18 protein-coding genes are annotated in these 23,836 nt (G+C 68.8%); 16 read left to right on the plus strand and 2 right to left on the minus strand.

Going from position 1 to position 23,836, the window contains the following annotated elements; translation table 11 throughout:
• Positions 1-847: endo-1,4-beta-xylanase (locus IF46_RS0129055; RefSeq protein WP_030491588.1), on the plus strand; the 847-nt coding region annotated here is incomplete at its 5' end.
• A 289-nt stretch (positions 848-1,136) separates the two neighbouring features.
• Positions 1,137-2,525 carry an RICIN domain-containing protein gene (locus IF46_RS0129060; RefSeq protein WP_030491589.1) on the plus strand — a complete coding sequence of 463 codons (1,389 nt, stop codon included), beginning with the start codon at positions 1,137-1,139 and terminating at the stop codon, positions 2,523-2,525.
• A gap of 73 nt (positions 2,526-2,598) precedes the next feature.
• On the opposite strand, the gene IF46_RS0129065 is transcribed toward IF46_RS0129060, so the two are convergent.
• Positions 2,599-3,369 carry a FadR/GntR family transcriptional regulator gene (locus tag IF46_RS0129065; protein WP_030491590.1) on the minus strand — a complete coding sequence of 257 codons (771 nt, stop codon included), beginning with the start codon at positions 3,367-3,369 and terminating at the stop codon, positions 2,599-2,601.
• 254 nt (positions 3,370-3,623) lie between these two features.
• Between IF46_RS0129065 and IF46_RS0129070 the strand changes: the two genes are divergently transcribed.
• From IF46_RS0129070 to IF46_RS0129105, 8 genes are all read left to right on the plus strand, one after another.
• A complete protein-coding gene (locus IF46_RS0129070) occupies positions 3,624-4,778 on the plus strand; it encodes an ABC transporter substrate-binding protein (RefSeq protein WP_232234209.1) in 1,155 nt (384 codons plus the stop codon).
• A 4-nt stretch (positions 4,779-4,782) separates the two neighbouring features.
• Positions 4,783-5,763 carry a carbohydrate ABC transporter permease gene (locus IF46_RS0129075; protein ID WP_030491592.1) on the plus strand — a complete coding sequence of 327 codons (981 nt, stop codon included), beginning with the start codon at positions 4,783-4,785 and terminating at the stop codon, positions 5,761-5,763.
• On the plus strand, positions 5,763-6,590 hold the full coding sequence (locus IF46_RS0129080; RefSeq protein ID WP_030491593.1) for a carbohydrate ABC transporter permease: 828 nt from the start codon (positions 5,763-5,765) through the stop codon (positions 6,588-6,590). Before IF46_RS0129075 ends, IF46_RS0129080 begins: the two co-directional genes overlap by 1 nt.
• Position 6,591: 1 nt before the next feature.
• Positions 6,592-7,815, plus strand: a complete 1,224-nt coding sequence (locus IF46_RS0129085; RefSeq protein WP_036393627.1) for a mandelate racemase/muconate lactonizing enzyme family protein — start codon at positions 6,592-6,594, stop codon at positions 7,813-7,815.
• A 106-nt stretch (positions 7,816-7,921) separates the two neighbouring features.
• Entirely contained in the window at positions 7,922-8,947 is a 1,026-nt protein-coding gene (locus tag IF46_RS0129090) for a (R,R)-butanediol dehydrogenase (RefSeq protein WP_030491595.1), read from the plus strand.
• Complete coding sequence (locus IF46_RS0129095) at positions 8,944-9,705, plus strand: SDR family NAD(P)-dependent oxidoreductase (protein WP_030491596.1); 762 nt, start codon at positions 8,944-8,946, stop codon at positions 9,703-9,705. The genes IF46_RS0129090 and IF46_RS0129095 overlap by 4 nt, the downstream gene beginning before the upstream one ends.
• Complete coding sequence (locus IF46_RS0129100; protein ID WP_030491597.1) at positions 9,702-10,580, plus strand: amidohydrolase family protein; 879 nt, start codon at positions 9,702-9,704, stop codon at positions 10,578-10,580. Before IF46_RS0129095 ends, IF46_RS0129100 begins: the two co-directional genes overlap by 4 nt.
• Positions 10,577-11,584 carry an aldo/keto reductase gene (locus IF46_RS0129105; RefSeq protein ID WP_030491598.1) on the plus strand — a complete coding sequence of 336 codons (1,008 nt, stop codon included), beginning with the start codon at positions 10,577-10,579 and terminating at the stop codon, positions 11,582-11,584. Before IF46_RS0129100 ends, IF46_RS0129105 begins: the two co-directional genes overlap by 4 nt.
• An 85-nt stretch (positions 11,585-11,669) precedes the next feature.
• Here IF46_RS0129105 and IF46_RS0129110 read toward each other — a convergent pair whose 3' ends face one another.
• Positions 11,670-15,218 carry a ThuA domain-containing protein gene (locus IF46_RS0129110; protein ID WP_030491599.1) on the minus strand — a complete coding sequence of 1,183 codons (3,549 nt, stop codon included), beginning with the start codon at positions 15,216-15,218 and terminating at the stop codon, positions 11,670-11,672.
• 524 nt (positions 15,219-15,742) lie between these two features.
• Between IF46_RS0129110 and IF46_RS0129115 the strand changes: the two genes are divergently transcribed.
• The 6 genes from IF46_RS0129115 to IF46_RS0129140 all read left to right on the plus strand — a co-directional run bounded on the left by IF46_RS0129115 (position 15,743) and on the right by IF46_RS0129140 (position 23,797).
• Positions 15,743-17,254 carry a sugar ABC transporter ATP-binding protein gene (locus IF46_RS0129115; RefSeq protein ID WP_030491600.1) on the plus strand — a complete coding sequence of 504 codons (1,512 nt, stop codon included), beginning with the start codon at positions 15,743-15,745 and terminating at the stop codon, positions 17,252-17,254.
• 55 nt (positions 17,255-17,309) lie between these two features.
• Positions 17,310-18,284 carry an ABC transporter permease gene (locus tag IF46_RS0129120; protein WP_030491601.1) on the plus strand — a complete coding sequence of 325 codons (975 nt, stop codon included), beginning with the start codon at positions 17,310-17,312 and terminating at the stop codon, positions 18,282-18,284.
• A 2-nt stretch (positions 18,285-18,286) separates the two neighbouring features.
• Entirely contained in the window at positions 18,287-19,270 is a 984-nt protein-coding gene (locus IF46_RS0129125; RefSeq protein ID WP_030491602.1) for an ABC transporter permease, read from the plus strand.
• Positions 19,271-19,283: 13 nt separating this feature from the next.
• The gene (locus IF46_RS0129130; RefSeq protein WP_232234210.1) at positions 19,284-20,465 is read left to right on the plus strand and encodes a substrate-binding domain-containing protein; all 1,182 of its coding nucleotides are present in this window, start codon (positions 19,284-19,286) and stop codon (positions 20,463-20,465) included.
• 6 nt (positions 20,466-20,471) lie between these two features.
• On the plus strand, positions 20,472-21,323 hold the full coding sequence (locus IF46_RS0129135; protein WP_030491604.1) for a sugar phosphate isomerase/epimerase family protein: 852 nt from the start codon (positions 20,472-20,474) through the stop codon (positions 21,321-21,323).
• 80 nt (positions 21,324-21,403) lie between these two features.
• Positions 21,404-23,797: a ricin-type beta-trefoil lectin domain protein gene (locus IF46_RS0129140; protein WP_030491605.1), complete on the plus strand. Its 2,394-nt coding sequence runs from the start codon at positions 21,404-21,406 to the stop codon at positions 23,795-23,797.
• Positions 23,798-23,836: the final 39 nt, after the last annotated feature.

The raw sequence follows: 23,836 nt of genomic DNA on the forward strand, positions 1-23,836 counted from the left end.
CCTGCAGCGCACCGGCAACGACTGGATCGAGGCGGCGTTCCGGGCGGCGCGGGCGGCGGATCCGGGTGCGAAGTTGTGTTACAACGACTACAACACCGATGGGATCAACGCGAAGTCGACGGGGATCTACAACATGGTGCGGGACTTCAAGTCCCGTGGCGTGCCGATCGACTGCGTGGGTTTCCAGTCGCACCTGGGCACCTCGCTGGCCGGTGACTACCAGGCGAATCTGCAGCGGTTCGCTGATCTCGGTGTGGATGTGCAGATCACCGAGCTGGACGACTCGTGGCGTGGCTCCGACAACGCCCTGCTCTTCGACTGCAACGGCAACAAGAAGGCCGCGTACACCGCCGTCCTCGACGCCCTGAACGGCGGCTCCACGCCGCCCACCACGCCCCCGCCGGGCTCCGGGGTGGACACCAGCGCCTGGTACGTGTTGCTGAACCGGAACAGCGGCAAGGCGATGGACGTCTACGCCTCGGCGACCAACGACGGAGCGCGGATCAGCCAGTGGACGCGCAACAACGGCGTCAACCAGCAGTGGCAGTTCGTCGACTCGGGTAGTGGCTACTACCGGCTTAAGGCGCGCAACTCCAGCAAGGTGCTCGACGTCAGTGGCTTCTCCACCGCGGACGGCGGCGCGATCGTGCAGTGGGCCGACCTCAACGGCACGAACCAGCAGTTCCGACTCGCGAATTCGGCCGACGGCTACGTGCGTCTGATCAACCGCAACAGCAACAAGGCCGTCGAGGTGCAGGGCGCGTCTACCGCCGACGGTGGAAACATCGTTCAGTACGCCGACTGGGGCGGCAACAACCAGCAGTGGCAACTGGTCCGGATCGGCTAGCACCGCCGCCATCGACCGGGGGGAGAGGGAGCTGCCGACCGCTCGGGATCCGGCCGGCAACAGCCCTGGCGAGGTGTGACGACGGCGGCTCGCCCCAGCTGGGGCGAGCCGCCGTGGCCGTCGTGCTGCCGCTGCCGGGCACCTGTTCAGATCGACACCAATCGTTTGACGTATGACGTCTTACCCGCTAATTTTCACCCCGCTGACGCCACCACCAGGACGCCGGCACACACGCCAGGGCACGCGCGAGCGTTCTGCTCGTGGGTGACCTCGATCGAAGGAGTGGACCATGAAAGCCCTCGATGAGGCTCGTCCCGCCTCTCCACGGAGACGTCGCTGGCGGTCAGGGTTGGCCGCGGCGGCGGCCGCGGTCATGGCAGCCAGCACCCTCGTCGCGGTCAACGCGACGCCCGTGGCGGCAGCGACCGTGGACACCAATGCCTGGTACGCCCTGGTGAACCGGAACAGCGGCAAGGCGCTTGACCTGTACGCCTCGGCCACCAACGACGGAGCGCGGATCAGCCAGTGGACGCGCAACAACGGCACCAACCAGCAGTGGCAGTTCGTGGACTCCGGGGGTGGCTTCTACCGGATCAAGTCGCGGCACTCGGGCAAGGTGCTCGACGTCAGCGGTTTCTCCACCGCGGACGGCGGCGCGATCGTGCAGTGGGCCGACCTCAACGGCACGAACCAGCAGTTCCGGCTGGCCGACTCGGACGGTGGCTACGTCCGGCTGATCAACCGCAACAGCAACAAGGCCGTCGAGGTGCAGGGCGCTTCCACCGCCGACGGCGGGAACGTCGTTCAGTACGCCGACTGGGGCGGTACCAACCAGCAGTGGCAGCTTGTCCCCGTCGATGGCGGCAGCAACCCGCCGCCCTCGGGTGGTAGCGGGTGCGGCAAGGCGCCGACGTTGGCCAGCGGCACGCACACGATCCAGAGCAACGGCAAGAGCCGGACCTTCATCCTGCGGGTGCCCGCCAACTACAACAACAGCAACCCGTACCGGCTGATCTTTGCCTTCCACTGGCGGGGCGGCACCATGCAGGAGATCTCCTCCGGTGGCACCAGTGGCACCCCGTGGTCCTACTACGGGCAGCAGGAGCAGTCGAACAACAGCGCGATCCTGGTCGCGCCACAGGGGTTCGGCAACGGCTGGGGCAACTCCGGTGGTGAGGACATCACCTTCGTGGACGACATGATCAGACGGATCGAGAGCAGCCTCTGCGTCAACCCCCGACAGCGGTTCGCCCTCGGCTTCAGCTGGGGTGGCGGCATGAGCTACGCCATCGCCTGTGCGCGGGCCACCGTCTTCCGGGCCGTCGCGGTCATCTCTGGCGGGCAGATCAGCGGGTGCAGCGGCGGTACGCAGCCCATCGCTTACTTCGGGTTGCACGGCATCTCGGACAACGTCCTGAACATCTCCGGGGGTAGGGCGCTGCGCGACACGTTCGTCCGTAACAACGGTTGCGCCGCCCAGAACCCGCCCGAGCCGGCCGGCGGCAGTCGTACGCACATCACGACCGCCTACTCCGGTTGCCGGGCTGGTTACCCAGTGCAGTGGGCCGCGTACGACAACGGTCACATGCCCGGCCCGGTGGACGGCACCTACGCCGAGAGCGGCATCACGACCTGGACCAAGGGTGAGATCTGGCGGTTCTTCGCCCAGTTCTCGTAGGTCTGGTCGACCTCAGGTGGCGGCGCCCGCTCCCGTGCCCGGGGGTGGGCGCCGCTGCGTCGACCGCGGGCGGTCAGCGCTGCAGGCGCACCGGGCTCCCCGGGCCACCGCGGCGCACCAGCCATGCCTCGGTGATGTGGGTGAACATCGCCTCGGCTGCGCCATTGGAGTCGTGGGCGGCGATGCGCTCGTAGATGCGCCGGTGGCCCTGGTTGGACGCGACGCACAGCGCGCGTTCGGTCCGGCCCATGTAGCGGGCGGTGTTGATGACCTGGCTCTCCAACGCGCGCACGACGCCCCGGGCGATGCGGTTCCCGGACGCCTGCATGATCGTGTCGTGGAAGGCCCGGTCGTGGTCGTGGTAGGTGACGTGGTCGTCGACGAGCTCGTCCATCCGGTCGACCATCGCACGTAGTCGATCGAGGGTCTCGGTGTCGGCGAGGCGGGCGGCGACGTTCGCCATGTCGGACTCCAGCACGCGCCGGGTGACGACCAGGTCATCGAGTATGGCGAGGCTGTCGTCCACGGCGATGGTGGCCGCGAGGACGAGTTCGTCGAGCATGTCCCAGTGTGCCGGCGGCGTGACCATGGTGCCGGCGCCCTGACGGACCTGCACCAGCCCCTTCTCCTGGAGGATCTTCACTGCTTCCCGGACGACCGTCCGGCTCACGCCGAAGGTCTCGCAGAGGACCGGCTCCGGGGGGAGGGACGTTCCGGACGGGTGTACGCCCCGAACGATGCGCTCCACCAACTCGGCGGTGACCGCCCTGGCGAGGTTGGTCGGTCGACGCACCCACGCCGGGGTTGCCGGACTGTTCAGGGCTGTTTCCTGCGGTGGCGTCATGTCCCCCTCCGAATGGCTCGCCGTGGCACGACGTCTGGCTCAGTGTACGGGCGAGTATTGACGTCACACGTCATACGAGTTACCTTCCGGTCAACATTGGCTCGCGGGACGCCCGCCGGCCACCCCACTTTCTGAGGTGACAACTGATGAGACAGCGAGCAATATGGTCGGCCGTCCTCGTTGTGAGCCTGGCCTTGGCCGGCTGTGGAAGTGCTAGCGATTCGGGTAAGTCCACCAGCTCGGACGGCAAACTGGTGGTATGGGACTGGAAGTCCGGTGAGCCGTTCGCCAAATCCTATCTGGACAAGGCGAAGGCTGACTTCAAGAAGAAGCATGCCGATGTCGAGGTCGAGTTCGTCGCGCAACCCTTCGACCAGTACTACACGCTGCTCGGTGCGGCGATCCAGTCCGGCAAGGGCCCGGACGTCATGCTGTTCAATGGTGGTGGCCAGATCCGCGACCGGGTGGACGCGCTGGTGCCGATCACCGACTACGTGGCCGAGGACAAGCAGCGGCTGGCCGGTTGGGACGCGTTCACCAAGGACGGCAAGGTCTACGCCGCCCCGGTGACGCTGCAGGGCTACCCGATCTACTACAACAAGGCGATCTACCAGAAGGCCAGCCTCGACCCGGCGAGCCCGGCCACCACCTGGGACAAGTTCGTCGCTGACTGCGCCGCCATCGCCAGGGCCGGCTCCAAGTGCTTCGCCCTCGGCAACAAGGAGGGCGTCGGCATCCAGTTCTGGATCTCGAGCCTGGGCTCCACCACCCTCACCGCCGCGGAGTACGACGCCTGGATCGCCGGCAAGCGGGACTGGAACTCGGCAAACGTCAAGCGCCTCTTCCAGCTCTGGAAGGAGGCCGGCGACAAGAAGATGAACAGCGACGGGGCCAACTCGACCGCGATGTTCAACGACTCCTTCGCGCTCTTCCAGTCCGGTAAGGCCGCGCACGTCATGGGTCTGATGTCGGACGTGGGGCACTGGCAGGACTTCAACGAGTTCCTCACCCCGGAGAAGCTCGGCGTCATGAAGGCTCCGGTCATCACTGCCGGCACCACCCCGAGCCTGCCGTACGACGGCGGTATCGGCTACGCGGTCGCCAAGTGGACGAAGGACCCGAAGATGGCCGCCGAGCTGGTGCGCTCCCTGAGCTCGGCCGAGGCGTTGAAGGCCTTCTACGCCGATGCCGGTGCGATCGCCGCCGACACCACCATCGACGTGTCGCAGGCCGGACCGGCCGTCGCTACGATCGTCGGCGAGCTGAAGAGCGGTAAGCCCGCCCTGCACGTGGCGCTCTCCTCGAAGACGATCGACCTGATGGGGCGCCTCTCCCAGCAGCTGCTCAGCGGTTCGATCACCGTCGACGAGGTGGTGAAGCAGTTGGCCGCTTCCGACCAGGCGGGCTGACCTCGTGCCGATTGGAAACACGCAACCGTCGGTCCGTTCGGCTTCGGCCGGACGGGCCGGCGGGGCGGCGGTCACCCCCGCCGCGCATCAGGGTGGCGCACGACCCCGCCGCACCCGTGGCGGCCTGCGGGCCGAGCGCTACGCCCCCTACGTCCTGGTCGCTCCGGCCGTCCTGATCATCGTGGTGCTGCGCCTCTACCCGCTGCTCCTCGGGGTCAACTTCTCCTTCACCGGCGACGGTGCGCAGAACGGGACGGCGGTCGGTTTCGGCAACTATCGCGAGCTCTTCGCCGACCCGCTGTTCCAGACCGCGCTGAGAAACGTCGGGCTGCTGGTGCTGCTGCTGCCGTTGGCGGTGGCGATCCCCGGTCTGCTCGCGACGTTCATCTACCTGCGGGTGCCCGGGCACCGCTTCTACCGCAGCGTCTACTTCTTTCCCGCGGTGCTCTCACCGGTCATCGTCGGTGCGATCTTCAACTTGCTGCTCGCCTTCGACGGCCCCCTCAACGCCGTCCTCTCCTCGGTCGGTGTCGACCCGATCGACTGGCTCGGTGACCCGGGCATCGCGATGTTCATGGTGGTGGGCGTGCACATCTGGGCCACCTTCGGCATGGCCCTGGTGGTGTTTCTCGCCGGGTTCGCCACGCTGGACGCGGCGCTGCTGGACGCTGCCCGGGTGGACGGGGCGTCGCTGCCCCAGGTCGTCTGGCACGTGATCGTCCCGAGCCTCTCGCGCACCATCCAGTTCGTCTTCGTGACCACGATGATCGGGATGCTGACCTCGATGTTCGGGCTGCTCTACGTCATGACCAGCGGCGGGCCGGAGGGGTCGACGTACCTGCCGGAGTTCTACATCTGGAAGCAGCAGGGCCAGATGAACCGTCCGGCTCTCGCGTCGGCCGCGTCGACGATCCTCTTCATGATCATGCTCGTGGTGGGGCTGTTGCAGATCAAGCTGCTCGAACGATCCGGAAAGGAGGATTGATGTCTCGCCTCCGCCTGGGCTGGTGGCTGATCGCCATCCCCATGTCGCTGCTCGCCCTGGCGACGATCTACCCCCTGCTGTTCACCGCCAACGTGGCGATGAAGACGCGCCGTGACTACATCCTCGACCGGTTCTCGCTGACCGACGCTCTGCGTTGGGAGAACATCAGCACGGCGTGGAACAGCGTTGGCATGGGCCGCTACTTCGTCAACTCGCTGTTCGTGGTGACGACGTCGGTGCTCCTGCTGCTGCTGTTGGGGTCGATGGCCGGCTTCGCGCTGAGCCAACTACGGTTCCGTGGCTCGAAGGCGTTGTTCCTGGGCTGCCTCGCGGGGCTCTTCATCCCGTTCCAGGTGATCATGGTGCCGCTCGCCCGGATCATGGCCGACACCGCGCTCATCGACACGTACCCCGGTCTGATCCTCGTCTACGTGGCCCAGTTTCTGCCCTTCACCGTCTTTCTCATGACGAGCTACTACAAGGGCATCCCGCCGGAGATCGTCGACGCCGCGCGGATCGACGGCAACACCGTGTACGGCGTGTATCGCCGGATCATGCTGCCCCTGGGCACGCCGGCACTGCTGTCGGTAGGCATCCTCAACGCCCTTTTCTGCTGGAACGACGTCCTCATGGCGCTGGTGATGATGCCCTCGGCCGATCACCGGACGCTCATGATCGGGGTGACCTCGTTGCGCGGGCAGTACTCCGACAACATCCCCACCTTCGCCTCGGGGGTGCTGATCGCCGCGATACCCGTCCTGTTGGTCTACCTGTTCCTCCAGCGCCAAATTGCCGACGGCGTAGCCGCCGGTTCCACGAAGGGTTGACATGCGGATCACGGGTTATCGGACGCTCACCACGGTCCAGGAATGGGGGCGGCCCGTCGGCGACGCCAACGGCGTGTTCTCCGACGGGGTGGTCCCGGTCTCGATCGTCATCGTCGACACCGACGAGGGCATCTCGGGAGTCGGCCTCGGGCCGCACGTCGAGATCGAGCGGATCTTCGCAGCAATCGAGGGCGAAGACCCCCGTGCCGTGACGACCCTGTACGACCGGATGTTGCGGCACACCTTCAAGGCAGGCCACGCCGGCCCGGTGTTCGGCACGATCGGCGCTCTGGACACCGCACTCTGGGATATCAAGGCGCAGGCCGCCGGTGAGCCGCTGTGGCGGCTGCTGGGTGGACGCGACCGGCGGGTCACCGCGTACGCGTCCGGCCTGGACATCGGGCTCACCGACGACGAACTCGTCAGGGAGTACGAGGTCTACGCGAGCCACGGCCTGCGCGCGGCCAAGCTCAAGGGTGGCCTCGACATCGAGAGCGACCGGCACCGCCTCAGCCTGGTCAAGGAGGTTCTGACCGAGGCCGGACGCGGCCGGCGGCCGGGTCTGATGCTCGACGTCAACGAGGCGTGGACCCGCAAGCAGGCTGTCCGGCACGTCTGCGAACTGGAACGCACCCTGGACCTCATCTGGATCGAGGAGCCGGTCCGGCGCTGGGACGCCGAGGGCCTCGCCGCGGTCAGCCGAGGTGTGTGCGCGTCAGTCGCCACCGGCGAGAACCTCACCGGGCTCGAGCAGTACCGCCCGCTGATCGCCGCCGGCGCGGTCGACATCGTCCAGATGGCTGCCGTCTGGGGGGTCACCCACTTCCTGCGGGCATCCGCCCTGGCTCACGCCCACGACCTGCCGGTCAGCCCGATCGGCAACAGCCCGATCGGTCTGCTGCACGCCGCGACCTCGGTGCCGAACCACCTGACCAGCGAGTTGCAGGACCTACACCCGCCGGTCGGAGTCTCGGTCGACCTGCACGTCGAGGATGGCGCCTTCATCCTCGGCGATTCACCCGGGCTGGGGGTCCGGGTGGACGAGGAGCGGATCCGGGTGGCCAACCGCCGCCCGCAGGCGCAGACGGCCGACAGCCCCAACGTCCGGCCGGAGCGGGCCGGACGGCGGCTGCTGGCCGGGGTCGACGGGGTGATCCCCGCCCGCCAGGTGCCCGTCGTGCCGCTGAACGCCCGTCACGAGGTGTCGCCGACCGTACGGCACTGAGCTGACCACCAGAACAGGGAGAGCGTGGGTGCATCGCGATGGCGGTGCACCCACGGCCATGCCCGGTCGGCACGAACGACGTACCGACCGTCGAGACGGAGGAACGATGAAGGCAGTCGTCTACCGGGGGGCACGACACCTCGGAATCGAGGACCGTGACCCCGAGCCGCCGGGTCGCGGCGAGGTGCGGATCGAGGTGGCGTACACCGGGATCTGCGGCACGGATCTGCACATCTACCACGGCGACATGGACGCCCGGGTCGGTGACGCCGCGATCATCGGGCACGAGATGTCCGGGCGGATCGCGGCCATCGGCGAGGACGTGACCGGCTGGAACGTCGGTCAGCCCGTCACCGTGATGCCGACCCGGCCCTGCGGGCGGTGCGCGGCCTGCCAGCGTGGCAACTCCCACGTCTGCCACGCGATGAACTTCCTCGGCATCGACTCGCCGGGTGCCATGCAGTCCTCCTGGAACGTGCCGGTGGAGCTGGTCCTGCCGCTGCCGGAGGAGTTGCCGCTCGACCACGCGGCGCTGGTCGAGCCGGTCGCGGTCGCGGTGCACGACGTACGCCGGGGGAACGTGACCGCCGACGACCAGGTGGTCGTGGTCGGCGGTGGCCCGGTCGGTGTCCTCATCGCCACCGTGGCGCGGGGCCGCGGCGCGCGGGTGCTCCTCGTCGAGCCGGACCCGTTCCGACGCGAGGTGGCGCAGGGGATCGGGATCGAGGCCGTCGACCCGCGATCGACCGATGTCGTGGCGCTGGTCAACGACCGTACCGATGGCGCGGGCGCCGACATCGCCTTCGAGGTGTCCGGCTCCGCCGCCGGCGTCACCACGGCGGTCGACGTCCTCACCACCCGGGGCCGGCTGGTGATGGTGGCGATCCATCCCCAGCCCCGGGAGGTCAACCTGCACCGGTTCTTCTGGCGTGAGCTGGAGCTCCTCGGTGCCCGGCTCTACCAGCGCGATGACATGGTGGAGGCGATCCGGCTGGTGGCGTCGGGTGCGATCCCGGCACGGCAGCTCATTTCCCGGGTCGAGCCGGTCGTGGCGGCCAACGCCGCGTTCGCGGCACTCGAGGGTGGCGGGGTCATGAAGGTGCTGCTCGATGTGCGGGAGGGTAACCAGTGACGGCGTTGTTCGACCTGACCGGACAGACCGCCGTCGTGACCGGGGCTCGGCGCGGGATCGGCCTCGCCATGGCCGAGGCCCTGGCCCTGGCCGGCGCCGACATCGTGGGCGTCTCGGCCCAGCTCGAATCGGAGGGCAGCGAGGTCGAACGCCGGGTGCGGGCCGCCGGCCGTCAGTTCACCGCGCTGCGGGCGGATCTCGGCGACCGGGCGGCCGTGCACCAGCTGGCCCGCGACCTCACCGCTCTCGGGCCGATCGACATCCTGGTGAACAACGGCGGCACGATCGCCCGGACTCCGGCCGCCGAGCACCCGGACGAGATGTGGGACCACGTCATCGAGGTGAACCTCAGCAGCCAGTTCATCCTGAGCCGGGAGATCGGCCGGACGATGGTCGAGCGTGGCCGAGGGAAGATCATCTTCACCGCGTCGCTGTTGAGCTTCCAGGGCGGGATCACCGTCCCCGGTTACGCCGCGTCGAAGTCGGGCGTGGCCGGCCTCACCAAGGCGTTGGCGAATGAGTGGGCGGCCCACGGGGTGAACGTCAACGCCATCGCGCCGGGCTATATCGCCACCGACAACACCCAGGCGTTGCGCGACGACCCCGACCGCAACCAGGCGATCCTCGCGCGGATCCCGGCCAGCCGGTGGGGCCGAGCCGACGATCTCGGCGGTGCCACCGTGTTCCTGGCGTCGACCGCGTCGGACTACGTCAACGGGATCGTGCTGCCCGTCGACGGCGGCTGGCTCGGCCGATGACCGGCGCGCAGGTGCCCGGACGAGCCGGAATCGTCGACGCGCACCACCACCTCTGGGTCCGTTCCCGCCACCCACAGCCGTGGATCGACCCGGTGACCATGGCGGCCATCGACGCCGACTTCGAACCCGCCGATCTCGCGCCGCTGGCCCGTGCCGCCGGAGTCACCGCGACAGTTGTGGTGCAGTCCATCGCCTCGGACACTGAGACGGTCGACCTGTTGGGCGTGGCGGCCGAGGACACCCTGGTCCGTGGGGTCGTCGGCTGGGTGGACCTGACCGCCGCCGATGTAGCGGACCGCCTCGAACGGCTGCGGGCCGCCCCCGGTGGGGAGCGTCTCGTCGGCATCCGCCACCTCGTGCAGTCCGAGACCGACCCGGCGTACCTGGACCGTCCAGACGTCCGTCGGGGGATCGCGGCGGTGGGCGCCGCCGGTCTCGTCTTCGATCTGCTGGTCCGCCAGCACCAGCTCCCCATGGCCGCCCGCCTCGCGCACGACCTGCCCGAGGTGAGCTTCGTCCTCGACCACCTGGGCAAGCCCGCGTTGAGGAGTCCCGAGCTGGCGGAGTGGAGCCGGGGCCTGCGGGCGTTGGCGGCCTCGCCCAACACCACGGCCAAGCTCTCCGGGCTGGTGACGGAGGTGCCGCTGCCGCACTGGGCGGCGGACGACCTTCGCCCTGCCGTCGAGGACGCGCTCGACGCGTTCGGGCCGGGTCGACTTATGTTCGGCTCGGACTGGCCGGTCTGTCTGCTCGCCAGCTCGTACCAGCGGTGGGTCGACACCCTGGCGAAGCTGCTGGAGGGCCAGGACGGGGCCGACCAGGCGTCGGTCTGGGGCGAGACGGCACGCCGTGTCTACGGGCTGGAGGCGTCGTGAGGTCGTTCGCACTGCCGCGTCGCCCGGAGGTACGCCTCAGCGAGTTGGGCTTCGGCGCGGCCCAGGGCGGCAACCTGTACCGGACGACGGTCGACGACGAGTTCGCCTCGGCGGTCGACGCGGCCTGGGCGGCGGGCGTCCGGTACTTCGATACCGCGCCGCACTACGGTCTCGGGCTGTCCGAGCGCCGGCTCGGCGCCGCGCTGCGTCAGCGGCCCCGCGACGAGTACGTGGTGTCGACGAAGGTCGGGCGACTCCTGGTGCCGTCGCCGCAGGACGCGCACCTGCGGGACTCCGACGGGTTCGACGTTCCCGCGACCCACCGGCGGGTGTGGGACTTCAGCCGTGACGGCGTCCTGCGCTCCATCGAGGCCAGCCTGGAGCGGACCGGGCTGGACCGGATCGACGTCGTCTACCTGCACGACCCGGACGACCACTGGGAGCAGGCCGCACACGAGGCCGTACCCGCCCTGATCGACCTGCGTGACCAGGGCGTCGTGGGTGCCATCGGTGCAGGCATGAACCAGTCGGCGATGCTGACGCGGTTCGTGCGGGAGACCGACGTCGACGTGATGATGTGCGCCGGTCGGTACACCCTGCTCGAACAGGGTGCGGCCGACGACCTGCTGCCGGCCGCCGAGAACCGGGGGGTGGGCGTGGTCATCGCGGGCGTCTACAACTCGGGGTTACTGTCGCGGGACCGGCCGCCGGCCGACGCCGTCTACAACTACCAGCAGGCTCCGGCGGAGTTGATCGACCGGGCGCGGCGGATCGCGGCGGTCTGCGAGACGTACGGGGTGACCCTGCCGCAGGCGGCACTCGCCTTCGTCCGCCGTCATCCGGCTGTGGTGTCGACGGTGGTCGGCGTTCGTAACGAGGCGCAGGTCGTCGAGGCGGTGCGACGCTCCGAGGTGGCCGTGCCGGAGGAGCTGTGGGACGCCCTGGCGGCGGCCGGGCTGCTCGCCGCGCCGCCCGCTCCGGGCTCTCCGATCCCACCGAACTGACAACGACGTCCCGGCCGGGACCGGCTCCGATTTCCGGACACCGGTCCCGACCGGGACGTCATCTGTTAGTGCGGCAGCCGCGAGGTCACACTGCGGTGAACCGCCACTGCTGGTTGGTGGCGCTGTGGCAGGTCCACTGCAACAGCCGGGCGCCGTCGGTGGTGGCGGCACCGTTGACGTCCACGCAGAGCCCGCTCAGCACACTCTTCACCGTGTACACGCCGGAGGTTCCGGTCGCGGTGGCGGTGAACTTCTGCTGGTTGCCGTTGTTGCAGGTGGCCTGCTGGAGGAAGGCACCCGCCGCGGTCGAGCTGCCGACCACCTCGACGCACTTCCCGCTGTGCACCGCCTTCAGGTAGAGCGCGCCGCTACCGGCATCGACGGCCTGCCACTTCTGGTTGTTGCCACCGGTGGACGCCCACTGGGTGATCTGGGCGCCGTCGGCGGTGGAGACCCCGCTGACGTCCATCAGCTTGTTGCTGTGCTGGGCCGTGAGGGTGTAGGTCTTGCCGGCCAGGCCACCGCCGGTGCCGGTGCCGGGTGTTCCGACGCCGTTGCCGCCGAAGGTGTGCGAGTCCAGATCGAACGAGTTGCTGCTGTTCTTGAACACCATGTAGAGCGTCTGTGTCCCGCTGAGCGCGGCGACGCTCACCGGAGTCGTGGACTGGTAGTTGTCCCAGCCGCCCGTGCTGGGCACCGTGGTGGTGGCCAGCAGGGTGCCGGTCGGCGAGCCGGCGCGCAGCTCGATCGAGCCGCCACCGGAGGGCGACGACACGCGGTAGCTGACCGTCGAGATGCCCGACAGGTTCATCGGGCTGAACGCGATCCAGTCGTTGGTGGAGATGTCACCGATGCGCTTGGTGCTCTCCGCGGCGGCCTGGTCGACGACCCGGACCCCCGACTGGCTGCTGAAGTACTCGGACTGCTTGTGCTTCGGTTGCAGGATCGCCTGTGCGGTGCCGGTGAGCGGCGCCGCGCCACCCGCGCCACCGCTGTCGGTGTAGCGCGCGTTCAGCACGTAGAACAGGTTGGCGCCATCGGGGTGCCCGCCGAGCAGGTCGGTGGAGATGGTGCCCGAGCAGCCCGGGTACTCGGTGGTCTCGTGTGCGTGGTCGTCGTGACCCAGCGCCGGATTGAGGATGACCTTCGAGCAGTCGATCGTGCCGCCGTCCGGGTCGGTCACGGTGATCTGGTAGGACACCTTGTCACCGAAGGTCAGCATGCCTCCGTTGCCCGGTGTGGTGATGGTGACCACCGGTGCGCTGTTGCCGACGGTGATCTGGACGTTGGCGAAGCCCGTCTTGCCGGTGTTGTCGGTGACCTTCAACTGGGCCGTGTAGTTGCCGTTGGAGGTGTACGTCTTCGACGGGTTGGCCGCCGTGGAGGTGGTGCCGTCGCCGAACGTCCACAGGTAGCTCAGCGTGTTGCCGTCCGGGTCGGACGTGCCCGCGCTGCTGAACTGGACGGTGAGCGGCGAGGTGCCGCTCGTGGGCGTGCCGGTGGCCTTGACGATCGGCGACCGGCCGCCCTGGATGTAGTCGATCCGGTAGAGCCCGGAGTCGCTGTTGCCGCCACCGAAGTTGGTGCCCCATTCCAGCAGGTAGAGCGAGCCGTCCTTGCCGAACTCCATGTCCATCGGCTTGTTGAACCCGCCACCGGGCAGGAACGGGTTGGTGCGGGTCACCGCCGTGGAGGAGTCGAAGTGCACCTCCTTGACGTAGCTGCGCGACCACTCGTAGAAGAAGTGCACGCCGTCGTAGTAGGGCGGGAACTTGGTCGCGGACGGGTTCGACGCGTCGTACCGGTAGACCGGGCCGCCCATCGGCGCGGAGCCGCCGGAGCCGAGCTCCGGGAAGGTCGTCGAGGTGGGGTAGCCGTACCACATGTTGGGCATGACGACCGGCTTCAGGCTGGTCAGCCCGGTGTTGTTGGGCGAGTTGTTGACAGGTGCCGAGCAGTTGAACTTCGAGCCGACGACGCCGGTGTCCGGGTTGAACGGCGCGTAGGGCTGGTTGTCACCGTGGCAGAACGGCCAGCCGTAGTTGCCGGGCGTCTTGATCACGTTGAGCTCGACCAAGCCCTCGGGGCCCCGGTTGGTGGTCGGCGGGTTGCGGTCCGGCCCGTAGTCGGCCAGGTAGACCCAGCCGGTGGCCGCGTCGATCGAGAAGCGGAACGGGTTGCGGAAGCCCATCGCGTAGATTTCCGGCTTGGTCTGCGCCGTGCCCTGCGGGTAGAGGTTGCCGGTCGGGATGGTGTAGCTGCCGCTGGCTCCGGGGCGGATCCGCAGCAGCTTGCCGCGCAGGTCGTTGGTGTTACCGGCGGTCCGCGCGGCGTCCAGGTTGGACTTGCCCGAGCGCCAGTCCAGCGGGGCGTAGCCCTGCCAGTTCGAGTCGAGGTTCGGGGGCGTGTCGTCACCGGTGCCGATGTAGAGGTTGCCGTCCGGACCGAACTCGATGTAACCGCCGGTGTGGCCGGGCTCCGGGAAGGTCCGGTCCCGGTACGCGGGGATGTCGATGATCGTGACACCGCTCGACGTGTTCAGCGTGTCACCGCTCATGGTGTAGCGGGAGACGCGGTTGACGTCGGTCGAGCTGCTCGCCGGCGAGTGGTACAGGTACACGTACCCGTTCGTGGCGAAGTTGGGGTCCAACGCCATGCCGGTGAGGCCGTCCTCGCCGCCGGTGTAGACGCTGAGCGTGCCGGCGGTCACCGTGCTGTTGGTGGAGGGCTTGAAGATCTTCAGCTGCCCGCCGCGCTGGGCGTAGAACACGCGTCCGTCCGGTGCCACGGCCATCGCCATCGGGTCGACGGTGTTGTCGTCCAGGGTGCGCTTCTCGAAGTTGCTCCAGACGGTGCCGCCGCAGTCGCCGGCGGCGTTACCGGCCGCCCACTTGATGCCACCGAGCACGTGGTTCTGGAAGTTCGTCTCGCTGTAGGAGGCGATCGCGTGGCCCATCGCGGTGGCCCACACCCGCCCGCCGCCGGTGTCGCGGCACCAGGAGATCGGGTGGTCCGGGCCCATCGCCCGGGATCCCGGGTTGTAGGTGCGCTCGTCGGCGGTCACCAGTACGTGCACCTTGCCGCGCGGGTTGGCGTCGAAGTTGTACCACTCCTCGCTGCGGGTCCACCGGTCCGGCAGGCTGGCCGTCGACGGGTGCTTCTTGTCGGCGACGATGGCGGTTCCCTGGAGCACGCCGGGGGAGTGCTCGGGCATGTGGGCGCCGGCGTTGATGGTCTGGTCCCACCACGGGTACTCGGACTCGATGCCCATGTCGGTGGCGTTGTGGATGGCGACGATGCCCTTGCCGCTGGCGAGGTAACCCTCCACCGCCTGGCGCTGCGCCGCCGAGGTCCAGACCATGCCGGAGGTCTGGAACATGATGATGACGTCGAAGGTCGCCAGGTTACTGGCGGTGAAGACGCTGGAGTCCTCGGTTGCCACCAGTTCGAAGTTGTTCGCTGCCGCCTGTTGCTGGAACATGCTGATCCCGGCGGGGATCGAGTCGTGCCGGTAGCCGGCGGTCTTGGTGAACAACAGGGCGCGGAAGGCTGGGGCCGCCGACGCGGGTGGGGCGAGTCCGAGCGCCAGCAACAGGCCGGCGATCACTGAGATGAGCAATGTGTTGCGACGCATGCGGTCTCCTAGGTTGGGCGGGCAACTCCGTTGCGACCACTGGCCCCCAGTGCGCGCCAGGTTGTGCCTGGACGCGCGAGGGCGCACGGGTGCGCTGGTCGGTCCTCGTGCCGTTCGCCGAAACGGCAGTCAGACCCGCAGGACATCACACAGCGTGATGATCGCTGTGGTTCTCGTCCGGTGATCCACGAGGTCAGGATGAGCTAGAGATAGAATGCTGTCAATGAATGGAGTGACGTCCGACGTCCTGTCCAGGTGACGACGGTCGCGATCGACTCCCTCGCTGCGACGCCGCTGTCGATCGGGTGATGGCCCTGGCAATCAGCCCCGGTCGAGGATTGCGGACCCGCATTCAAACATCTATCTTCATACGTGTGATGTTTCGTCGATGTCAAGGGAATGTTCGCATCACGCGAACATAAGCCTCCGTCGATAGCTACGAAAGTTCGTCGTACGGCGGCTCGGAGCCGCCGGAGCACGGTGTCGAAACGTGTCATCGACTACTATCTGTGAGGGCTTTCGGGATGTCAGATCCACCGCCGGCGCCACTTCTCACCCTTCGGGGCATCGGCAAGTCGTTCCTCGGGGTCCGCGTTCTCGACGGTGTCGACCTGGAGGTCGCGCCGGGCGAGGTGCACGCCGTCGTCGGCGAGAACGGCGCCGGGAAGTCGACTCTCATGAAGATCGTCTCCGGCGGGTACGCCCCGGACGGGGGCACCGTCGAGTTCGCCGGCGCCTCGCGGACGTTCCGTGGTCCCCGCGATGCGCAGCGGGCCGGCATCGGCATCATCCACCAGGAGTTCAACCTGCTCCCGGAGCGCACCGTCGCGGAGAACGTCTACCTGGGGCACGAGCCGGTCCGCCGCGGGCTGGTCGATCGCCGGGCGATGCTCGACCGCACCACGCGACTGCTCGCCTCGATCGGTGAGACCACGTTGCCGGCCGACGCCCGGGTGGGGCAGCTCGGCGTCGCGCAGCAGCAGGTCGTCGAGATCGCCAAGGCGCTCGCCCTCGACGCGCGGCTGCTCATCATGGACGAGCCGACCGCCGCGCTTGCCGACCACGAGGTCGAACTGCTCTACGGGTTGGTGCGCCGACTTCAGGAGCGGGGCATCGGGCTGCTGTACGTCTCGCACCGACTCGCCGAGGTCTTCGACCTGTCCGGTCGGATCACCGTTCTCAAGGACGGCCGCCGGGTGACCACCGTGGACACCACTGACACCACCGCCGACGAGTTGGTGCGGCACATGGTCGGCCGGGAGCTGTCCAGCTACTACCCGGATCGGGCCGCCCCCGAGGACCGCGGTCCGGTGCGGCTCAACCTCCGCGACGCGGGAAACCAGAAGCTGCGCGACGTCAACCTCCAGTTGCGCGCCGGGGAGGTGCTCGGCATCGGCGGCCTGCAGGGCTCCGGGCGCTCGGCGCTGGCCCGTGCGATCTTCGGGGTGTCCCCGTTCACGACCGGGGACGTCACGCTCGACGACCGGCCGGTCCGGCTGCGCTCACCCCGCACCGCGATGCGGGCCGGCATCGCGTACGTCACCGAGGACCGCAAGGGCGAGGGGATCGTTGCCCGGCAGTCCGTGCTCGACAACGCGCTGCTGGCCAGCCGGGCCGTCTTCGCCGTCCGGTCCGGTCGTACGGCCCGGACCGCCCGGGTGCGCGAGCTGCTGGCCGCCGTGGAGGTCCGCGGCGCCGGCGACGACCAGGAGATCCGCTTCCTGTCCGGGGGTAACCAGCAGAAGGTGGTGCTGGCCCGGTGGCTGGCGCTCGATCCACGGATCCTGCTCTTCGACGAGCCGACCCGGGGCATCGACGTGGGCGCGAAGTCCGCCATCCACGACCTCGTCCGCCGGCTCGCCCGTGAAGGCGCGGCCGTGCTGATGATCTCGTCTGATCTGCCGGAGCTGCTGGGGATGAGTGACCGGATCGTCGTCATGCGCGACGGTCGCGTCGCGGGCGAGCTGCCCGCCGGCGCGACCGAGGAGGAGGTCGTCGCGCTGGCGGTCGGGACCGCACGGGAGGCTGCCCAGTGAGCGCGAGGAGTGAGCCGGGTTTGCGAGCCCCGCAGTCGCGATCGGAGATGGCCCAGTGAGTGCCCTGTCGCTGCTGCCGGCCCGTCGCCCCGTACCGGGTGTCTTCGTGGCCCTGACCCTCGCCCTCGCGATCGGCTGGTTGGTCGTCCTGCTCGACGGCGGTCAGCTCTTCAACCAGTCCACGACGGTGAGTCTGCTGCACGTCGCCGCCGGTCTCGGGCTCGTCGCTGTCGGCCAGACCCTGGTCATCCTGGGTGGCTCGCTCGACCTCTCGGTGGCGTACGTGATCAGCCTCAGCACTCTCGTCGCGGCCGAGACGATGAACGGCAGCGACGGCGCGATACTCCCGGCGATCGGCTTGGCGCTCGCCGTCAGCGCCGGCATCGGGCTGTTCAACGGGCTCCTCGTCACGAAGCTCCGGGTCAACGCGTTCATCGCGACCCTCGGCGTCGGGCTGCTGCTCAAGGGCTATCTCGACAACGGCTACGACGGCCCGGCCGGCACCACCGCACCCTCGCTCGTGCAGTCGCTCGGCTACCAGCGCGTCGGGCCGGTGCCGGTGTCGTTCCTGCTGCTGGTGGCCGTGACCGCGGCGGTCTGGTTCGCGCTCACGCGGACCCGCTTCGGCCACCATCTGGTCGCCGTCGGTGGGGACCCGGAGGTGGCCCGGCTCTCCGGCGTCCGCAACGACCGGGTCCTCGTCACCGCCCACGTCCTGTGCTCGATGTGCGCCGGGCTCGCCGGCATCTACCTCGCCAGTCGGCTCGGCTCGGGTGCCCCGCGCGTCGGCACCGAGGGCCTCTACGACCTGGAGTCGATCGCCGCGGTGGTGATCGGCGGGACCGCCCTCGCCGGTGGGCGCGGCGGCGTCATCGGCACGGTGGGTGGGGTGCTGCTGCTCGCCAGCATCGACGCCATCTTCAACCAGCTGGAGGTGGACGCCTTCTTCAAGCAGGTGATCCGGGGTGCGATCATCATCGCCGCGGTCGCCGTCTATGCCCGTCGGGCCATGCGAAAGGCGGCTGCCTAGCCATGCAGACCGTTCAGCGCCGTACGCTGCCGCTTCGTCTCCCTCGGGTCCGCCCCGGTGGTGTCCTGCCGATCCTCGCGATCCTCGCGGTGCTGGTGGTGCTCGTCGGCATCCGGCAGCCCGATTTCCTCGCCCCGCCGTCGCTGATGTCCTTCCTCGGTCGTTCGGCGCCGATCATCCTGCTCGCTGCCGGCCAGTACTTCGTGATCGTGTCCGGTGAGTTCGACCTCTCCGTCGGGTCCCTGGTCACCGCGCAGGTGGTCGTCGCGGCCCGGCTGATCGACGGCGACCCGACGCGCACCTGGCCGGTGGTGCTGCTCCTGCTCGCGTTCGGCGCGCTCGTCGGGCTGGTCAACGGCCTGATCACGACCCGGCTGCGGGTGCCGTCGTTCATCACCACCCTCGGCATGTTCCTGATCCTCGTCGGCGCGGTCTACCTCTGGTCCGACGGTGCTCCGAAGGGTGGGCTCTCCGAGGAGTTCCGGCGGTTCGGTCGGCGGGCCTTCGAGGACGTGCCGGTGCTGGGCCGCGTGCCGTACGCGCTGCTGGTCCTGGTGGTCCTGGCGGTGGCGGCCGTGCTGCTGATGCGCTCCGACTTCGGTCGGACGCTTGTCGCCGTCGGCGACAACCCGCGCACCGCCGAGCTGAGCGGCGTACGCGTCTGGCGTACCCGGACCTTCGCCTTCATCCTCAGCGGGCTCGCGGCGGCGGTGGCGGCGATCCTGCTGGGCGGCTACAGCGGCGTCTCGTTCCAGGCCGGCGCGGGCCTGGAGTTCGGTGCGATCACCGCGGTCGTCCTCGGTGGCGTGGCGCTCGGCGGGGGCCGCGGCGCGGTCGTCGGGGCGATGCTCGGCGCGCTGACCCTCGAACTGCTCTTCGCTCTCATGAATTTCTACGGCGTCTCCGGCGCCCTCAGGTCGACCGTCCAGGGCGCGATCATCCTGCTCGCCGTGGCGGTCTCGGCATCGCGTTCTTCTTCGAGATAAAGGGGAAACCATAGTGCGACGTTCCATGGCGGCGCTTGCCGCCGTCACCCTGCTGTCCCTCGCCGCCTGTGCCACCGATGAGCCGGGCGCGAGCCCTTCGGGGAGCGCGACCGCTGCTGGTTCGGGCACCGGGGAGCAGTCGAAGTTCTTCGTGCAAGCCGACTACGACGCCGAGCTCGCGCTGCTCACCGCCGCCCCGACGGGTCCGGCCGACAAGCCGTGGGAGCAGGTGCTCAACCCGACGATGGTCGACACCGCCAAGTTCAAGAAGAGCGGCCCACACAAGATCTGCTTCTCCAACGCGGCGCTGAACAACCCGTGGCGGCAGGTCGGGTTCAAGACCATGCAGGCTGAGGTCGAGGCGCAGAAGAGCCGCATCAAGGAGTTCGTGCACGTCGACGCCGAGGGCAAGGACCAGAAGCAGATCGCGGACATCAACGACCTGCTCGGCAAGGGCTGCGACGCGCTCATCGTCTCGCCGAACACCACCGCCACGCTCACCCCGGCCGTCGAGGCGGCCTGCCAGGCCGGGCTGCCGGTCGTCGTCTTCGACCGCGGCGTCAACACGAAGTGCCCGGTGACGTTCATCAACCCCATCGGCGGTTACGGGTTCGGCCACGTTGGCGCCGAGTTCGTCAGTCAGAAGATGAAGCCCGGCGGCAAGGTCCTCGCCCTGCGGATCCTGCCCGGCGTGGACGTGCTGGAGACCCGCTGGTCGGCGGCGAAGGTGGCGTTCGACAAGGCGAAGGTCGACGTCGTCGGTGTCGAGTTCACCGACGGCGATCCGGCCAAGACCAAGAAGATCGTCGACGACTACATCCAGCGGTACGGCACGATCGACGGTGTCTGGATGGACGCCGGCGCGGTGGCCGTCGCGGCGGTCGAGGCGTTCCAGGACGCGGGCAAGCCGGTTCCGCCGATGAACGGTGAGGACCAGCTCGACTTCCTGAAGATCTGGAAGGACAAGAAGCTCACCGCCATCGCGCCGACGTACCCGACCTACCAGTGGCGTACGCCGATCATCGCGGCGCTGCGGATCCTCGACGGCCAGCAGGTGTCCAGCCCGTGGAAGCTGCCGCAGCCGACCGTCACCCAGGACAACCTGGACCAGTACCTCGACGCGGGCATGCCGCCGCTGCACTACGCGATGTGCGGCTGCACGGACCTGCCCGGTTACCCGCAGCGCTGGAAGTAGGGCCCGATGTACGCCATCGGCGTCAACCCGTGGGTGTGGGCCTCGCCGGTCGACGACAAGGCCCTGGCCGAGCTGATCCCGCGGATCGCCGCGTTCGGCTTCGACGCGGTCGAGCTGCCGATCGAGCAGCCCGGCGACTGGGATCCGGTGCGTACCCGGGACCTGCTGGCGGCGCACGGCCTCGTCGCCGCCGGCGTCTGCGCGGTCACCCCGCCGGGGCGGGACCTGGTCGACGCCGCGCCAGCGGTGGTCGAGTCGACGGTGGCGTACCTCATGGGCTGTGTGGCGAACGCGGCGGCCGTCGGCGCTGGATGCGTCGGCGGTCCCGTGTACGCCTCGGTCGGCCGCACCTGGCGGATGTCACCGGCGGCCCGCGCGGCCTGCTACGCGGACTTCCGGCGGGCCCTGGCGCCGGTGGCCGAGCGGGCGGGCGAGTTGGGCGTGAGCATCGGTGTCGAGGCGCTGAACCGCTACGAGACGAGCGTCGTCAACACGATGGAGCAGACCGTCGAGCTGATCGACGGTCTGCCCTCGAACGTCGGCATCATGATCGATACCTACCACATGAACATCGAGGAAGCCGACCCCTACGCGGCCCTCGCCCTCGCCGGCCGGCACATCAAGCACGTCCAGGTCAGCGGCACCAACCGGGGCGCTCCCGGCGCTGACCACTTCGACTGGCCCCGCTTCTTCACCGTCCTGCGGGACACCGGCTACCAGGGCGCGATCTGCATCGAGTCGTTCACGGCGGAGAACGAGACCATCGCCACCGCCGCGGCGATCTGGCGCCCGTTGGCACCCTCGCAGGACCGTCTCGCCACGGATGGCCTGCGCTATCTCCGGGAGATCCTCGGATGACCGCCACGACCCGCCACCCCCGGGCTGGTCGAGGCCGTCCCACCACCCCCACCTCGTTCTCACGTCAGGAGCACCGTCCCGTGTCCTCGTCCATCTCGCCGCTGCGCCGACTGCTGGCTGGCGCCGCCGCGTCCGCGGTGACCGCCCTGGTCGCGGTGACCGCCTCGGCGTCCCCGGCCCTCGCGGCCACCACCACCCTCTACGCGTCACCCACCGGCACCGGCACCAGTTGCTCGGCCAGCCAACCGTGTGCGCTGAGCGCCGCGCAGACCGCGGTCCGGGCGATCAACAGCACGATGTCCGGCGACATCGTCGTGGAGTTGGCCAATGGCGCGTACCGGCTCTCGGCGCCGATGCGACTGACCGCCGCCGACTCGGGCAACAACGGCTATCAGGTGATCTGGCGGGCGGCCGCCGGCGCCCGTCCAACCATCACCGGGGCCCGGGCGGTCACCGGCTGGTCGCAGGTCGACGCCGGAAAGAACATCTGGCGCGCCAACGTCGGCGCCGGGCTCGACTCCCGGCAGCTCTACGTCAACGGAGCCGTCGCCACGCGAGCGCGGACCGCCGTGAACCGGTCCGACTTCACCTTCACGACCAGCGGCATGCGGTTCACCAACAGCGCGCTCAACTACCTCAACAACCTGGGCAACCAGAACCGGGTCGAGGTGGAGAGCGTCGGCTCGTTCACCGACCGGTACTCGCCGGTGCAGAGCATCAGCGGAAACTTCCTGACGATGCAGCAGCCCGCGTGGAACAACAACACCTTCGGGTTCGACACCCTCTCCAGCCCGCACCGCGCCGGCCCCTTCTACCTGACCAACGCGTACGAGTTCCTGGACTCGGCGGGGGAGTGGTACCTCAACCCGAGCAACGGCCAGCTCAACTACATCCCCCTTGCCGGGCAGAACATGAGCTCCGTCAGCGTCGAGCTGCCGCAGTTGCAGTCCCTGGTCAACGTCGGCGGCACCCTCGACGCGCCGGCGCACCACATCTCGTTCAGCGGCATCACCTTCACCGGCACCAGCTGGCTCGGCCCCAGCAGCAGCAACGGCTTCGCCGACCAGCAGACCGGTGCCCACATCACCGGCACGTGGTCCCGTCCGTCCGACGCGCTGACCTCCTGCCAGGCCGGCTGCCCCCAGTTCGAGGCCACCCGGCCGAACTGGAACCAGATGCCCGCCGCCGTGCAGGTCTCCGCCGCCAACACCATCACCTTCAGCGACTCCCAGTTCGTCAACCTCGGGCAGACGGCCATCGGCATCGGTAACGACGCCAACGCGCACGCCAGCGGTGTCGGCCTGGCCGCCAGCAACATCACCGTCACCCGCTCCGAGATCGCCCGCAACTCCGCCGGTGGCATCGTGGTCGGCGGCGTACGCGCCGATGCCCACCACCCGAGCGACCAGCGCATGGTCAACCGCAACATCACCATCAGCAACAACCGGGTGCACGATCTCGGCCTGGAGTACCGAGGCGTCGTCTCGATCCTGACCACCTACGTGAACACGGCGACGGTCTCGTACAACGAGGTCTACAACATGCCGTACACCGGTCTGTCGGTCGGGTACGGCTGGGGCGCCAACGACGCCGGCGGCAGCCAGCACTACGCGAACCGGGGCCTGTACAACTACCAGCCGCGCTACACGACGGCGACCACCGCGGCCAACAACCAGGTCATCGGCAACTACGTGCACGACGTCATGCAGCAGATGACCGACGGCGGGTGCATCTACACGCTGTCGGCCAACCCGGGCGGGACCATCAACCAGAACTACTGCCTGCGGACCAACGGCTGGTTCGGGCTCTACTTCGACGAGGGTTCCCGCTACTACACCGCCCGTAACAACGTGTTCTCCTCCACCGGCACCTGGGCCACCGCCAACTACTGGTACGCGGAGAACATGGGCAACTTCACCGTCACCAACAACTGGTCGACGAACAACAGCACGAACGTGACCAATGGTGACCGCGGCAACGTCGTCAACGGCAACGTCACGGTCAGCAACGGCAATTGGCCGTCGGGCGCGCAGACGGTGATCAACGCGGCTGGTGTGCAGAGCGGCGGCAGCACCAACCCGCAGAACGTGCAGATCGTGGGCGTCCAGTCGGGCCGCTGTGCCGAGATCGGCAACTCCAGCACGACCAACGGCACGCAGGCCCAGATCTGGGACTGCATCAGTGGTGCCACCAACCAGCGGTGGACCCACACCGCCAGCCGGCAGCTGATGGTCTACGGCACCAAGTGCCTGGACGCCTCCGGCCAGGGCACCACCAACGGCACCACGGTGGTGATCTGGGACTGCAACGGCGGCACCAACCAGCAGTGGAACGTCAACGCCAACGGCACGATCACCGGAGTGCAGTCGGGCCTCTGTCTGGACGCGAACGCCGCCGGGACGGCGAACGGCACGAAGTTGATCCTCTGGGCCTGCAACGGCGGCACGAACCAGCAGTGGCAGCTGCGCAGCTGACCTAGCAGCTGGGCACCGACAGGTCCGGGCCGGGGCGAC

This window comes from Micromonospora chokoriensis (assembly GCF_000718555.1).
Taxonomy (GTDB): domain Bacteria; phylum Actinomycetota; class Actinomycetes; order Mycobacteriales; family Micromonosporaceae; genus Micromonospora; species Micromonospora chokoriensis_B.